This is a genomic window from Elstera cyanobacteriorum (genome assembly GCF_002251735.1).
GTDB lineage: Bacteria > Pseudomonadota > Alphaproteobacteria > Elsterales > Elsteraceae > Elstera > Elstera cyanobacteriorum.
On record NZ_NOXS01000032.1, the window covers coordinates 504,235 to 519,096 of the forward strand.

Sequence of the window (14,862 nt, forward strand, 5' to 3'; positions counted from 1 at the left end):
GGAGTAGAATGGACGGCGGCTTTCATATGACCGACATCGCGGTTGTGATCGTGGTGCTAATTTCGGGGGTGCTCGCCTTTCTGCGCGGCTTCGTGCGGGAAGCGCTGGGGATTGCCGCCTGGATCGGCGCCGCCTTCATCGCCATGCAGGTCCAGCCGATGACGATGGGGATCGCTATGGATCTCATCGGCATGGAGGTGATCGCCAAATACGGCTCCTGGGTCGTTATCTTTCTGGTCGCGCTGATCATCCTGTCCATCGTCAGCGGCGCGCTGTCGAACATGATCAAGGATACCAGCCTGAATGCGCTCGACCGGTCCCTAGGCTTCGTCTTCGGCTTGGCGCGCGGTGCGCTGCTGATTTCGGTGGTCTATTTCCTCGGTGCGCAACTGATGAATAAGAACGCCCCGCCGCCCGAGTGGCTGGCGCAGGCGAAGACCTATCCGCTAATCCAGCGCGGCGCCGATATGGTCGCCGTCTTCGTGCCACGCGATCAGTCGGAAGAAGCTGCCCGCGCGCTGGAAGAAAAACGCCGCCAGGGGGAAGCCCTGCTGGAAATTCAGCGCAATCTACAAACCCTCACCGCCCCGCCCAGCGGTGCCCCGGCCCCAGCGGCCCCAACGCCGGCCCCCGCGCAACCGGCGCCGCAAGCCGCTCCCGCTCCTGCCGTGCCGCCCGCGATCGTACCACAGCCTGCCGCCCCAGCGGGTGCTGCGCCGGTAAAACCAGCGCCTGCCCCGGCCCCGCCGTCGGCGCCGCAAGGCCAGAAACCGGCGCAAACTCAGGCCCCCGCCCCAGCGGCGGGACAAGCCCCCGCAAAAGCGGGGACCGGGTATGACGATCAGCAACGCAACGCGATTGATGCATTGTTCAAAAATAAGCAGTAAAGAGGCGCCAGCCATTGCCCCGGTGGCCGCGCCGGGGTCAGCCTTGCTTTAGAAAAGGGTTGCCCGCACATGCTCACGACGCATCCGTTTGACGACGACAAGCTGCGGGAGGAATGCGGGGTCTTCGCCATCTATGGCACGCCGGACGCCGCCGCCCATACCGCGCTCGGCCTCCACGCTTTGCAGCATCGCGGTCAGGAAGCCGCCGGGATCGTCGCGTTTGACGGTACCCAATTCAACGCCCATCGCGCGCTCGGCCATGTTGGCGAAACCTTCGCCCAGCCGGACGTTATTGGCCGATTGAACGGCCATGCCGCTATCGGCCATACGCGCTATGCTACGACCGGCGATACGCTGCTGCGCAATGTTCAGCCGCTGTTCGCCGATCTCGCCATCGGCGGCTTTGCCATCGCCCATAACGGCAATCTGACCAATAATCAGGCCCTGCGCCGCCGCTTGGTGGAACGCGGCTCGCTGTTCCAATCGACGACCGATACCGAAGTGGTGGTGCATCTGATCGCCACCGCCCTCGCTACCGCCGTCGTGGACCGGCTGATCGACGCGCTGCGCCAGATTAATGGCGCCTATTCCTTCGTCGGGCTGATGGACGATGGCATCGTCGGCGTGCGCGACCCCAATGGTGTGCGCCCGCTGGTGCTGGGCCGCTTGGGCGATGCCTATGTGATGGCGTCGGAAACCTGTGCGCTCGATATTCTCGGTGCCGATTTCATCCGCGATGTCGAACCGGGGGAAATGGTCATCGTCACCCGCGACGGGCTGACCAGCCGCCACCCCTTCCCCAAGGCCAGCCGCCGCTTCTGCATTTTCGAGCATATTTATTTCGCCCGGCCCGATAGCATCGTCGAAGGCACCTCCGTCTACGACGCCCGCAAGCGCATTGGTGCCGAATTGGCGCGCGAAGCCGGGGTGGATGCCGATGTGATTATTCCGGTGCCGGATTCGGGCGTTCCCGCCGCGCTCGGCTATGCCAATGAAGCGGGCATCCCCTTCGAACTCGGGATTATCCGCAACCATTATGTCGGTCGCACCTTCATCGAGCCGACCGATCAGATCCGCCATTTGGGCGTCAAGCTGAAGCACAACGCCAACCGCGCCCATATCGAAGGCAAGCGCGTGGTGCTGGTGGACGATAGCATCGTGCGCGGCACCACCTCGACCAAGATCGTCGAAATGGTGCGCGCCGCCGGGGCGACGGAGGTGCATATGCGCATCGCCTCGCCGCCGACGACCCATAGCTGCTTCTATGGCGTCGATACTCCGCGTCGGGAGAAACTGCTGGCGAGCCAGATGGATATCGAAGCGATGACCAAGTTCATCGGCGCCGATAGCCTAGCCTTCGTCACCATCGACGGCATGTACCGCGCGATGGGCAAGCCCGAGGGGCGCAATAGCCGCGATCCGGGCTTCTGCGATGCCTGCTTCACCGGCGATTACCCGATCCCGCTGATCGATTTCACCGACGGGACCAGCGATGACCGCGTGAGCGTGCTGGCCGAATAATGACCAAGGGAATGCTTGCGGGCCGCATCGCGCTGATCACCGGCGCGTCGCGCGGCATTGGCGCCGCCGTTGCAAAACTGTTCGCGGCGGAGGGCGCGCAGGTCGTGCTCATCGGCCGGTCGGTCGGTGGGCTTGAGGAGGTGGATGATGCCATCCGCGCCGCCGGGCATCCGGGGGCGACCCTGCTGCCGCTCGATCTGGCCGATGGCGATAAGATCGATCAATTGGGCTATGCCCTGGCCGAACGCTTCGGGCGGCTCGATGTGCTGGTGATGAACGCCGGGGCGCTCGGCGGGTTCTCGCCAGTCGGGCACCAGAAGCCGAAAATTTTCGAAAAACTGGTGGCGGTGAACTTCATGGCGCCCTGGCGGCTGATCCGCGCCTGTGACCCGCTGCTGCGGGCCTCCGACGCCGGACGGGTGATCGCGACGGTCGGCGGACCGGGCACAGCCACGCCGGAGCATTTCACCGGCCCCTATGCCGCCAGCAAGGCTGCCCTGCTCAGTTTGATGCAGACCTACGCCCTTGAGAACGCCAAGACCAAGTTGCGGGTGAACTGCGTCGATCCCGGCACGGTAGCGACCCGCCTGCGCGCCGAAGGTTTCCCGGGCGAAGACGCTGCCGCTTTGGCGACGCCGGAGAGCGTGGCGCCGCTGTACCTCGATCTCGCGCGCGCGGACTGCCACCGAAACGGCGAAATTCTGCGGGCCTAGCGGACCCAGGGGGTTTCCCCCTGGCCCCCACTCACGGGGCTTGCCCCGTGAGAATCCCTTTTTCTTTTCCAGTCCCCTCCTGTAAACCATGCGCCCTTGCAATAGGATTCTTAAGGGGTAAGCCCCTTAAGCGGGGGTGTCGGGGGCGGCGCCCCTGACAGCGGGCCAGGGTTTCCATGAACGTCGCCGATTTTGATTTCGACCTGCCGGACAGTCTGATTGCCGAGCGCCCGATGGAGCCGCGCGAGGCGGCGCGGCTGCTCTGCGTTGGGGATAGGCTGACCGATAAGACCATCGGCGATTTGCCGAGCCTGCTGGGGCCGGGTGATTTGATCGTCTTTAACGATACCAAGGTCATTCCCGCCCGGCTGCACGGCCGGCGCGAACGGGTGGAGGGTGGGGCCGTGGTAGCGGTCGAACTCCTGCTGCACCAACGCCACAGCAGCGCGGAATGGACGGCTTTCGCCAAACCCGGCAAGCGGCTGCGGATCGGCGACACGATCCGCTTCGGCGATCTCTTACGGGCGGAACTGCTGGAAAAACGCGACAGCGGTGAAGTGCTCATCCGCTTCGACCGCAAGGACGCCGAGCTGACCGCCGCGCTGGAGGCCATCGGCGAAATGCCGCTACCGCCCTATATCCGGCGCGCCCAAGACGCCCGCGACCGCCAGGATTATCAGACGATCTTCGCGGCGAAAGAGGGCGCCGTCGCCGCGCCCACCGCCGGGTTGCACATCACGCCAGGGCTGTTGCAGGCACTGCGTGAGCGGGGGGTTGCGACGGAAACGGTTACCTTGCACGTCGGCGCGGGTACCTTCCAGCCGGTGAAAGCCGAGCGGGTGGAAGACCATAAGATGCATTCGGAATGGGCGGAACTGTCGCCGGAGGGGGCCGCGCGGCTAAATGCGCACCGCGCAGCAGGCGGGCGGATTATCGCCTGCGGCACGACCTCCTTGCGCACGCTCGAAAGCGCCGTGGCGCCAGATCGGCGCTTTAGCGCCTTGAGCGGCGGGACAGAGATTTTTCTCTATCCCGGCAAACCGATCTATTCCGCCGACCGGCTGCTGACGAATTTTCACCTGCCGCGCTCGACGCTATTCATGCTGGTCTCCGCCTTCTCCGGCCCGAACCGCATGCGCGCGGCCTATCAGCACGCAATCCGGCAGAACTACCGCTTTTTCTCCTACGGAGACGCCTGCCTTTTGGAGCGACGGGACGATGACACAGCTGCGCTTTGAGCTTCTGAACACCTCCGGTCGCGGGCGGCGTGGGCGGATTTTCACCGCGCACGGCACGGTGGAAACGCCGACCTTCATGCCCGTTGGCACCGCCGCCACCGTGAAAGCGATGACCGTCGACGCGGTGAAAGCCACCGGCGCGCAAATTGTGCTGGGCAATACCTATCATCTGATGCTGCGCCCCACGGCGGAACGTATCGCCCGCCTGGGTGGCCTGCATAAGTTCATGAATTGGGAAGGGCCGATCCTGACCGATAGCGGCGGTTATCAGGTCATGTCGCTGACCGCCCTGCGCAAGATGAGCGAGGACGGCGTTACCTTCCGCTCGCATCTAGACGGCAGCGCCCATACGCTGACCCCAGAACGCTCCACCGAAATCCAGAACCTGCTGGATGCCACGATTACGATGGCGTTCGACGAATGCACACCCTATCCGGCGACGCATGAGGTGGCGCAGAAGTCGATGGAACTGTCGATGCGCTGGGCCGAACGGTCGCGCAAGGCCTTCGTGGCCCGGCCCGGGTACGGCCAATTCGGCATTGTGCAAGGATCTGTCTATCCCGACCTGCGCGCCCGCTCGATGGACGCGCTGATCCCGATGGATTTCGAAGGCTATGCCGTGGGCGGGCTTGCCGTCGGCGAAGGCCAGGCGATCATGTTCTCGGTGCTGGACGCGACCACCCCGCGCCTGCCGACCGATAAGCCGCGCTATTTGATGGGGGTCGGCAAACCCTCGGACCTTGTTGGCGCGGTGCAACGCGGCATCGATATGTTCGACTGTGTGCTGCCCACCCGCTCCGGCCGTACTGCCCAAGCCTTCACCCGGCGCGGCACGGTGAATATCCGCAACGCCCGCCATCAGGACGATCCGCGCCCGCTCGATCCCGATTGCGCCTGCCCGGCCTGTTCCAACTATTCGCGCGCCTATCTGCACCACCTCGCCCGCTCCGGCGAGATTCTGGGGGCGATGCTGCTGACCTGGCATAATATCCATTATTATCAGGAACTTATGGCGGGGATGCGAAAAGCGATCGAAGAAGACCGGCTGGATGCTTTCGCAGCCGAGTTCCACCGGGAGCAGGCGGCGGGGGACTTGGAGGCGTGGCGGTAACGCCGCAAAAATATCCCCCCCGCCCCTTGAACGCTAGAAACCTGCGGGCCACCTGAGATCAGTCTCAGGTCCGGGCCCCTCTGGCGGTCCTTCCAGGCCGCGATGTCGGACCCTTAGACGACACCCACCCGTGCCTTCGAAAAGGGACCATCATGAGCCTGTTTTCTATGTTCAAGAGTGACAAGGGCGAGCAGATGACGCCGCATAAGGCGTTTGCCGTCGCGCTTCTCTACACGATGGCCGCCGATGGCGAAATGGATGCCGAAGAAGTCGGTCATCTGCTGTCCGTGATCGGCGGATCGCGCGAGGGCGGCACGATTGGCGTCGGCGCCAATAACCGCGCGCTACTGGAATCGGCGATGAAATACGTCCGCACCCATTCGCCCGATCAGTTCCTGGCGGAAGCCACGCCGTTGCTGACCACGGCGCAACGCCTGTGCATTCTGATGAACCTTGTCGATAGCGCCCTGTCGGACGGCGAGGCGGAGCCGGAAGAACGCGCCTTCTTCGATAAGACGCAAACGGCCTTTGGGATTTCGGATGAAGAGTTCCGCCCCTATTTCCAAGTGCTGATGATGAAGAACGACCGGTCGGTCTTCATGGATCAAAACCACCCGCTGAACCGGCCCGATTTTAAGGTCGGGCTGCCCGGCCAAGCGGCCTAATTGCTTGGGCCGGGGTTTGTCCCCCGGCCCCTTCTATCACGCGGCGCGGACGGCTTTTAGGAACTGTTCCACGACCCGGTTGAGCGCCTGGGTTTCCACCCCGAGGTTCTGCGACGTGCTGGAAACCGATCCGACAATCGAGCCAACCTGCGCCGAAGCGCCAGAAATGCGGTCCACATCCCCCGCGACGCGGCGCGCGCCCTGCGACGCATAATCGACGGCGCGGGCGATTTCCGCCGTTGCCGCCCGTTGTTCTTCGGCTGCCGACGCAATCATCGCAATCGTATCGTTGATCGTGCCGATGACTTGGCCAATCCCCTGCACCGCATCCACCGTCTCGCGGCTAACCGCCTGCACGGCGGCAATTTGGGTGGTGATTTCCTCCGTTGCGCGGGCGGTTTGATTGGCGAGGCTTTTCACTTCATTGGCAACGACGGCAAAACCTTTGCCCGCCTCCCCCGCCCGCGCCGCTTCGATGGTCGCATTGAGGGCCAACAGATTGGTTTGCTCGGCGATACTCTGGATCAGCCGCACCACGTCGCCGATGCGCTGCGCCGCCTCGCTTAGGCTTTCGACCGTTGCATTGGTTTTATCGACCAAATGCACCGACTGCGCCGCCTGATCGGTGCAGATCGACAGATCGCGGCTAATACTGGCGATAGAAGCGGAAAGTTCTGCCGCCGCCGTCGCCGCCGTATCGACATTCGCCGCCGCCTGATCGGCTGCGCTTTGGGCCGATGTGGTATCGGCATGGGTATTTTTCGCGAGCCGGTCCAATTCCCCGGCGCCAGAGCAAAGATTGCCCGTCGCTTGGGTAACGGCCTCGGCCACATGGCCAATCCCCCCCTCGAAATCGGCAATCGCGGTTTCCAGCGATTGCTGGCGGGCAAGCCGCTGCGCCGCCTCCGCCGCGCGTTCCTGCTGGGCGGCAGCCACCCGTTCCGTAGTTTCGCGGTAGGCTTCGACGGCGCGGGCGATAGCGCCCATTTCGTCCCGAGCGGTGAACCCAAGAGGATCCGCGCGATCGCCGTTGCGAATCCGGTCAAGTGCCGTTGCACAGGCGCTGAGTGGCCGGGTGATTGAGGTTGCGATCAACCGGGCGGCAACAAGCAACCCAAGCAAAGCCAAAACGATCACCGAACCAATTGCCCAATAGGCCGTGGCGATCAGGCCATCGGCCTGGCTACGCACGCTATCGGTTTCCGCCTTGATCAGATCTTCGATTTCTTCCTGCTCCTTCGCCAAGGCATCGAAGGCCGTAACAAAGGCGGGCAATTGGGCCGACGCTTTGGCGCGGTCCTGCGCAGCCAGCGCCACCAGGGTTTCCGACTGGCGAATATAAGTCTCTAAGGGCGTAGAAACGCGCTGCAAGAGCTCCCGCAGCCGCCCCTCGGCCCGCTGCTGATTATCTGCCAGCGTTTTGCGGAAGGCGGCGGCATCGGTTTTCAAATCCTCGGCCACATGCATCGCATCCGCCGTCTTTTCACCGCTCGCAGCCAGCATCGCTTCGAAGACATGCCCGCGCAGGGTATCGTGCAGCATGTCGCCATATTGGAAGTCGCTTAAAATTTCGCCCTGTGCCTTCACCGTATGCAGCAACACGACGACTTGCTGGAAGAAGTAAGCCGACAACCCCGCCGCAGTCAGCATCAACACCCCTGCAATAAGAACCAATGACAGTATTTTCTGCCGTAATCCCCGTAAGGTGCGCATGGTGCCCTCTCTCCCTTCACTGATTGCCGTCGATGAACCCCCAAGGCCGATCTGCCAGAACTGAAGAAGAATAGAAACGTTTCGGAAATTTTTAGTGCAATTTATCGACTCTATACGCCTCTCTTTCGTATTTCGATACTCACGAAATTTGGTCACGATACTGCCCAAATATCAATAAATCGTGAATCGGAATTTCTATCAGGGGAGGCAATGCCGCAAAGGTCAGGAGCTACCCGCCGCATGAAAGCCTGCCCTGCTGGAACCTCGGCGGCATGAGGATTGCCAGGGCAGCGGCAGCAAGACCAAAGTAAGCCGATGCACGCCCCGACCGAAGCCCTGACCCACGCCGCCCGCCGCCTATCCATCGCTTTGCTGAGCGGTCTGGCGTTTTTCACGATTCTGGCCGCCACCAGCGGACGGACCGAGTTTGGCACACTCGCCGCCCTCTGCCTTATTCTCTACCTCGGGATGATCCTACCGTCGGTGCATAAGCGGGAAGCGCCGCTGGTTTCGGTCGCCGCCGTCTCGGTGATCGCGGTCACCATCCTGCATCCGGCGCCGGGGCCGATTCTGTTGACGGCCGCCGCCAAGGGCGCGAGTTTCGCGTCGCTAATCCTGGCTTTGGGTTTTTTGCAAGCCCCCGCCAGCCACTCGCGCCTCGTGCATCGCTGCGGCGAGTTTCTGATCAATCAAGGCCCCAGCCGCCGCTATGCCGCGCTCACGGTGGGCGGGCATCTGTTCGGCATCGTCTTGAACCTCGGCGCCCTTTCGCTGCTTGGCGGCATGATGAAACGGTCGAATACGCTAGAGCAGGCGGGCGGCGATCCCGCCATCGTTGCCCTGCGCTCCGAACGCATGAGCATGGCGATGTTGCGCGGTTTCAGCACCTCGACCCTCTGGTCGCCGACCACGCTGACCGTCACCGTGTCGCTGACCCTGGTGCCCGACGGTCTCTGGCTATCGATCCTGCCCATCGGGATGTCGATGGCGGCGCTACTGCTGTTTATCGGCTATCTGCAAGATCGCCTGCAGCACCCGCCGCGCGCCCGCGCCCGGGCGCTGAGCTATCACACCGACCTGACCCTGCGCGAAACGCTGCTGCCACTCAGCCTGCTGGTCCTGAGCGTGCTCGCTCTGATCGTCGCCGTTCGGCAGCTCATGGGGTGGCCGCTCGGTACGGTCGTTATGACTGTCGTGCCGCTGTTTTCGGTGGGCTGGATGTTCTGGCAGAATGTGGGGCGTAGCCTGCGCCTCGCGCTCGGTCTCACCGCCCGCCAGACGCTGCGCCATTGCGCCGAAAAACTGCCGAAGAACCGCTACGAGGTGATCTCCCTCTCATGCGGCGGGATCGTCGGCGGCTGCGTTGCGGCTCTGATCCCACCCCAGGCGTTGGGCGACCTGATGAACTATTTGGGGCTGCCGCCCGTCGCGCTGCTGATCGCGGTTTTCTGGGTTGTCGTGCTGGGCGCGCAGATTAGTATCAACCCGATCATCACGGTGCCGCTGCTGGGCAGTGCGATTATGCAGATGCATCCCTTGCCCGTATCGCCCTTCGCGCTGCTGGTGACGCTGATCACCAGTTGGACGATGTTCACCCTGTTTTCGCCCTTTTCGGCCTCCGCCCTCATTCTCGGGAATATCGGCGAGGTGCCGCCGCGCACCATCGTTCACCGCTGGAATGGCCTCTATGCCCTGGGCGCCGCGTTTTTATTCAATCTGCTTATCATCATAGTCGAGCTTCTGACCGCGCCTGTGGTATGACGCTTCCGCTATGTTGGACATTACGAATATTACCTATCGCATCGCCGGGCGCGTCCTGCTCGAAGGGGCCTCCGTGCGCGTTTCGGAAGGGCATCGCATCGGTCTGGTCGGGCGCAACGGCACCGGCAAATCGACGTTGTTCAAGCTGATCTCGAAAGAAGCTGAACCCGACGCGGGCGAGATTTCGCTGCCGCGCGGCTGCCGTATTGGCATGGTCGCCCAGGAAGTACGCGGCGATGAAGGCACGCCGCTCGAATACGTCCTGGCTGCGGATACCGAGCGCGCGGCCCTACTGGCTGAAGCCGACACCTGCACCGATGGCCACCGCCAGGCCGATATTCAAACCCGGCTGCTGGATATCGACGCTTATGCCGCCCCGGCGCGCGCCGCTACCATTCTCGACGGTCTGGGGTTTGATGCCGAAGCGCAGAATAAGCCGCTGTCGGCCTTCTCCGGCGGCTGGCGCATGCGCGCGGCCCTCGCGGCGGCGCTGTTTGCCCAGCCCGATTTGCTGCTGCTCGATGAACCGACCAACCATCTCGATCTCGAAGCGGCACTGTGGCTGGAAGGCTTCCTGAAAAGCTGGCCGAAGACGCTGATTTTGATCAGCCATGACCGCGATTTCTTGAATAGCGTCGTCACGGGCATCGTCCATCTCGAACGCCAAGGGCTTTACGCCTACTCCGGCTCTTACGATAGTTTCGAGAAACAACGCCAGGAACGGATCGCCCAGACCGAGCAGGCGATTGCCAAGCAGACCGCCGCCCGCGCCCATCTTCAGGCCTTCATTGATCGCTTTAAGGCCAAGGCCAGCAAAGCGAAGCAGGCACAAAGCCGCGTCAAGGCCCTGGCGCGGATGGAGCCGCTGGAAGCCATCACGCGCGACCCGGAAGTGCGCTTCAACTTCCCCGACCCGGACGAGTTGGCGCCGCCGATGATCTCGCTGAACGGCGCCGCCGTTGGCTACGACGGGCGGCCCATTCTGCGCAATATCGGCCTGCGGCTCGATCCTGACGACCGGGTGGCGCTGCTGGGCGCCAACGGGAACGGTAAAACCACGTTGGCCAAACTCATCGCCGGGCGGCTGGAGGTGATGGATGGGGAACGGATTGCCCCGAACCGCCTGCGCGTCGGCTATTTTGCCCAGCATCAAGTCGATGAACTCAACCTCGACGAAACACCGATCCAGGCGATGACCCAGGTCATGCCGAAGACGGCGAAGCCCGAACAGGTGCGCGCCAAGCTGGGCGCTTTCGGGTTCGGGGCAGAAAAGGCACAGACCAAGATCGGCGCCCTATCGGGCGGCGAGAAGGCGCGGCTAACGCTAGCCCTCATCACCTATGATGCGCCACATCTGCTGATCCTCGACGAACCGACCAACCATCTCGATATCGAAGCGCGCTCCGCCTTGGTCGAAGCCCTGACGATCTATAAGGGCGCCGTCATTCTGGTATCGCATGATCGGCGCATGGTGGAAATGGTTGCCGACCGGCTGTGGCTAGTCGCCCACGGCACCGCCAAACCCTTCGATGACGATATGGATGCCTATCAGCGGCTGATCCTCTCGGGCAGCCTAACCGCCCCCTCCGGCAAGGGTGGCGCGAAGTCGGAACCACGCAGCAAGACGCCCGGCGAAAAGCGCCCGGCCCTTGGCCCGCTGAAAAAGGCGGTGACCCAGGCGGAAGCCGCGCTCGCCAAAGCCACGGCGGAGAAGGAAAAGATCGACGCTAAACTGGCGGAGGATGGGGTTTATTCTGGCCCCAAGGATAAGCTGAATGCCCTGTTGAAACAGCAGAGCGAGGCCGCCACCGCCGTCGCCAGCGCCGAAGCCATCTGGCTTTCGGCGATGGAAGCCCTGGAGGCGGCGGAAGCCGCCTAACGCCAATGAACTATCGCCACGCCTATCACGCCGGCAACTTCGCCGACGTTTTCAAGCATGCCGCCCTGTCCTTGCTGCTTCAACACCTGCGGAAGAAGGACAAGGGCTTCTGCGTTATCGATACGCACGCTGGGGTCGGTCGCTACGATCTGCACGGAACCGAGGCCCAGAAAACCGGCGAATGGCGCGCGGGCGTCGGCGCGGTGCTCAAGGCGCCGGAAACCCCGATCCTCGCGCCCTGGCGGGACGTGATCGCCGCGCTGAACCCAAACGGCGGCTGCCGCGTCTATCCCGGCTCCCCGCTCGTCGCGCGGCATTTCCTGCGGCCACAGGACCGGCTGGTGGTTGCCGAACTGCACCCGCAAGACCGGGCACAGTTGGCCGACCTCTTCGACGGCGACCGACAGGTACTGGTGCGCCCCGCCGATGGCTATGCGACGCTGATCAAGCAGGTTCCACCCCTCGAACGGCGCGGCGTCGCCCTGATCGACCCGCCCTTCGAGCGCCCCGACGAATGGGAAGTGCTGACGGAGGTGATCGCCACCGCCCACCGCAAATGGGCGACCGGCTGTTGCGTGATCTGGTATCCGGTGAAGGATTTGGCGGAGGTCGTGCGCTTCCACGATGTGCTCGCCAGCCTCGGCATTCCGAAGATCCTGATTGCCGAATTCCACCTCGGGCCACCCAAGCCCGGCACGTTCTTCGGCTCCGGCCTCGCGGTCATCAACCCGCCGTGGCAGTGGGATGAGGAATTGAGAGAGCTGGGCGCCGCCCTCGCCACGGCTTTAGGACGGTGCGACGCCCGCACGATTGTCGATTGGCTGGTACCCGAAGACGCCTAACCGGCGCGCACAATCGGCTCCAGCGCCCGACCGATGGCCAAAATACGCCGGTCGTGCATCGGCGCCCCCACCAGGCTGATGCCGACGGGCGGTTCCCCCGGACGATGGCACGGCAACGTCAAGGCGCAGCCATCGGCCATATTGACCAGCGCGGGATTGCGTAAAATCAGCAGATTCAAGCGCGCATAATCTTCCTCGCTCGCCACCTCGTCAAAGCGCGGGGCGATGACCGGCACGGTCGGCATGACCAGCGCGTCATAGGGCGCCAAGGCCGCGTCCATGCTCCGCACGAAGGCTGCCCGCAACGCCAGCGCCTCGATGTAATCGGCGGCGGTCATGGTTTGGGCTTTTTCGATGCGCACGCGCACGCGCGGATCGTAGCGGTCGCCGTCGCGGGCCAACAGGTCGCGGTGCCACGCATACGCCTCCGGCGCCGAAAATCCACCGCGCGCGCCAATCGCCTGCACATCGTTCAGCACCGGCAGAGCGGCTTCAACGATCTTCGCGCCTGCAGCGGCCAGGACCGACAAGGTGCGCTCGTAGGCCGCGGCAACGGTCGCATCCATCCCATCCAGCACGGCGTTGGTCGGCGCCAGCAGGCGCAGCCCGTGGGGATTGAGCGGCATCGGCAGCGGCGCCGTTGGATCGCCGCTCAGCACCGCATCGGCCTGGGCGCACAGATCGACGGTTTTGGCCAGCGGACCAATCGAGTCGAGTGTCGTCGACAGCGGCAAAACCCCGTCGCGCGGCACTCGGCGGGCGGTCGGCTTAAAGCCGACGAGGCCGCAGAGCGCCGCCGGAATGCGCACCGATCCACCGGTATCGGACCCGATGGCAACATGGGCCATACCATCCGCGACCGACACCGCCGCCCCGGAGCTAGAGCCCCCGGGAATCCGTCCCGCCCCGATTTCGCGGCCATAGGGATTGCGCGGCGTGCCGTAATGGGGGTTGAGGCCCAGGCCGCTAAAGGCGAACTCCGTCATATTCGTGCGGCCAACGATCACCGCCCCTGCGGCCCGCAACCGGGCCACCACGGGCGAGTCGCGCACCGCCGGAGGGGCCTCGTTCAGCACGATTGAGCCGGAGCGCGTGACCTGCCCCACCTCATCGACCAGATCTTTGACCGACACAACCAGCCCACTCAGCGGCGACGGTACGATGCCCGCCGCGCGCAGCCGGTCGGCATGGTCTGCCGCCGCCAGCGCCGTTGTGCGGTGGACCGCCAGGAATGTCTTCGCCCCTTCCCCCGCAGGATCGTCGATCCGGGTCAGCGCCGCCGTAAGGTAGCTGACGGCGGTTTCCGAGCCGTCATGCAGGGCGCGCTGCGGGGGGTGTCGATGGGGCATTTTCCTCTCCTTAACCTAGTATTAGTCTCAGCCCTTAGAGACCGATTACGCCGGAAGTGTGGCCGGTTCCACAATCCGCCAAGGTAGCGCCTGCCCGGCCCAGAACGGCACGATATGCTGATCTCGGGCGACGATCTCCGCCGCAACCCGTTCTGCTTGGCCGTCGCTCACGCGGGCGAGGGTGACTTTCTGCACATTGATCGGCAGACCGTAAAAGGCCGGTCCGTGCAGGCTGGCGAAGCCTTCGAACCGGTCGAGCGCCCCTTCTTCCTCAAAGACCTGCAGATAGGCCGCCAAGGCCGAGGGTGCCGTGAAAAGCCCGGCGCACCCGCAGGCGCTTTCCTTATCGCGGGCCAGATGCGGCGCCGAGTCGGTTCCCAGGAAAAAGCGCGGATCGCCAGAGGTCGCGGCATCGCGCAACGCCAGCCGGTGAATTTCGCGCTTCGCCACCGGCAGGCAGTAGAAATGCGGGCGGATGCCGCCTTGGAACATGGCGTTGCGGTTGATGTGTAGATGATGCGCCGTAATCGTCGCCGCCACATTCTGCGGGTGGGACTTCACGAAGGCCACCGCATCCGCCGTCGTCACATGCTCGAAGACAATCTTCAGGTCCGGCAGCCGATCACAGAGCAGCGCTAGCACCGTATCAATGAACATCGACTCGCGGTCGAAAATATCGACGTGCTGATCCGTCACCTCGCCATGCACCAGCAGCGGCATGCCAATGTCGGCCATCCTCTCCAGCACTGGCATGATGCCGTTGATGGAGGTCACGCCGAAATCGGAGTTGGTCGTCGCCTTGGCGGGATAGAGTTTCGCCGCCACCCAGATTTTCTCGGCAAACCCGGCGGCGATTTCGTCCGGGGTAATGGCATCGGTCAGATAGGCCGTCATCAGCGGCTCGAAGCTAACGCCCTTCGGCACGGCGGCGCGGATGCGGTCGCGATAGGCCGCAACGGCGGCGCGGGTGGTCAGCGGTGGCACAAGGTTCGGCATAACAATCGCGCGCGCGAAGGAGTTTGCCGTATGCGGCACGACCGCCGCCAGCATATCGCCGTCGCGCAGATGCACATGCCAATCGTCAGGACGGCGGATGGTCAGAGAAAGTGGGGTTTGAATATCGGTCATCACGTCCGTTCCTGCAGGTCTTCTTGCCCTTACAGGAGGGGAGCCGGGCCGGGTC

General features: G+C 63.8%; 12 protein-coding genes. 9 read left to right on the forward strand and 3 right to left on the reverse strand.

From position 1 onward, the window contains the following. Positions 1-8 precede the first annotated feature (8 nt). The 6 genes from CHR90_RS11635 (at position 9) to CHR90_RS11660 (ending at position 6,135) form a co-directional block, all read left to right on the forward strand. Entirely contained in the window at positions 9-887 is an 879-nt protein-coding gene (locus tag CHR90_RS11635; RefSeq protein WP_094409155.1) for a CvpA family protein, read from the forward strand. Between the two features lie 69 nt (positions 888-956). Further along, positions 957-2,408: an amidophosphoribosyltransferase gene (purF, locus tag CHR90_RS11640; RefSeq protein WP_094409156.1), complete on the forward strand. Its 1,452-nt coding sequence runs from the start codon at positions 957-959 to the stop codon at positions 2,406-2,408. Then, a complete protein-coding gene (locus CHR90_RS11645; RefSeq protein ID WP_094409157.1) occupies positions 2,408-3,121 on the forward strand; it encodes an SDR family NAD(P)-dependent oxidoreductase in 714 nt (237 codons plus the stop codon). Before purF ends, CHR90_RS11645 begins: the two co-directional genes overlap by 1 nt. Positions 3,122-3,297: 176 nt before the next feature. After that, positions 3,298-4,359 (forward strand): tRNA preQ1(34) S-adenosylmethionine ribosyltransferase-isomerase QueA, encoded by a 1,062-nt coding sequence (gene queA / locus CHR90_RS11650; protein ID WP_094409158.1) that lies wholly within the window; start codon positions 3,298-3,300, stop codon positions 4,357-4,359. After that, the gene (gene tgt / locus CHR90_RS11655) at positions 4,340-5,470 is read left to right on the forward strand and encodes a tRNA guanosine(34) transglycosylase Tgt (RefSeq protein ID WP_094409159.1); all 1,131 of its coding nucleotides are present in this window, start codon (positions 4,340-4,342) and stop codon (positions 5,468-5,470) included. The genes queA and tgt overlap by 20 nt, the downstream gene beginning before the upstream one ends. Positions 5,471-5,622: 152 nt before the next feature. After that, entirely contained in the window at positions 5,623-6,135 is a 513-nt protein-coding gene (locus tag CHR90_RS11660) for a tellurite resistance TerB family protein (RefSeq protein WP_094409160.1), read from the forward strand. Positions 6,136-6,171: 36 nt separating this feature from the next. Here the strand turns inward: CHR90_RS11660 and CHR90_RS19685 are convergent, their stop codons facing one another. Further along, the gene (locus CHR90_RS19685; RefSeq protein WP_170941380.1) at positions 6,172-7,785 is read right to left on the reverse strand and encodes a methyl-accepting chemotaxis protein; all 1,614 of its coding nucleotides are present in this window, start codon (positions 7,783-7,785) and stop codon (positions 6,172-6,174) included. Positions 7,786-8,163: 378 nt separating this feature from the next. On the opposite strand from CHR90_RS19685, the gene CHR90_RS11670 reads away from it, so the two are divergent. Genes CHR90_RS11670 through CHR90_RS11680 form a run of 3 tightly spaced genes read left to right on the forward strand, consistent with a single transcriptional unit; the run spans position 8,164 to position 12,330 of the window. Further along, a complete protein-coding gene (locus CHR90_RS11670; protein ID WP_094409162.1) occupies positions 8,164-9,609 on the forward strand; it encodes a hypothetical protein in 1,446 nt (481 codons plus the stop codon). Positions 9,610-9,619: 10 nt separating this feature from the next. Continuing rightward, complete coding sequence (locus CHR90_RS11675) at positions 9,620-11,488, forward strand: ABC-F family ATP-binding cassette domain-containing protein (RefSeq protein ID WP_094409163.1); 1,869 nt, start codon at positions 9,620-9,622, stop codon at positions 11,486-11,488. Between the two features lie 5 nt (positions 11,489-11,493). After that, the gene (locus CHR90_RS11680; protein WP_094409164.1) at positions 11,494-12,330 is read left to right on the forward strand and encodes a 23S rRNA (adenine(2030)-N(6))-methyltransferase RlmJ; all 837 of its coding nucleotides are present in this window, start codon (positions 11,494-11,496) and stop codon (positions 12,328-12,330) included. Here CHR90_RS11680 and CHR90_RS11685 read toward each other — a convergent pair. Together CHR90_RS11685 and pyrC are read right to left on the reverse strand one after the other, a co-directional pair. Beyond that, the gene (locus tag CHR90_RS11685) at positions 12,327-13,679 is read right to left on the reverse strand and encodes an amidase (protein ID WP_094409165.1); all 1,353 of its coding nucleotides are present in this window, start codon (positions 13,677-13,679) and stop codon (positions 12,327-12,329) included. The two genes, CHR90_RS11680 and CHR90_RS11685, sit on opposite strands and share 4 nt — an antisense overlap. Before the next feature lie 45 nt (positions 13,680-13,724). Beyond that, positions 13,725-14,807 carry a dihydroorotase gene (gene pyrC, locus CHR90_RS11690; protein ID WP_094409166.1) on the reverse strand — a complete coding sequence of 361 codons (1,083 nt, stop codon included), beginning with the start codon at positions 14,805-14,807 and terminating at the stop codon, positions 13,725-13,727. Positions 14,808-14,862 lie beyond the last annotated feature (55 nt).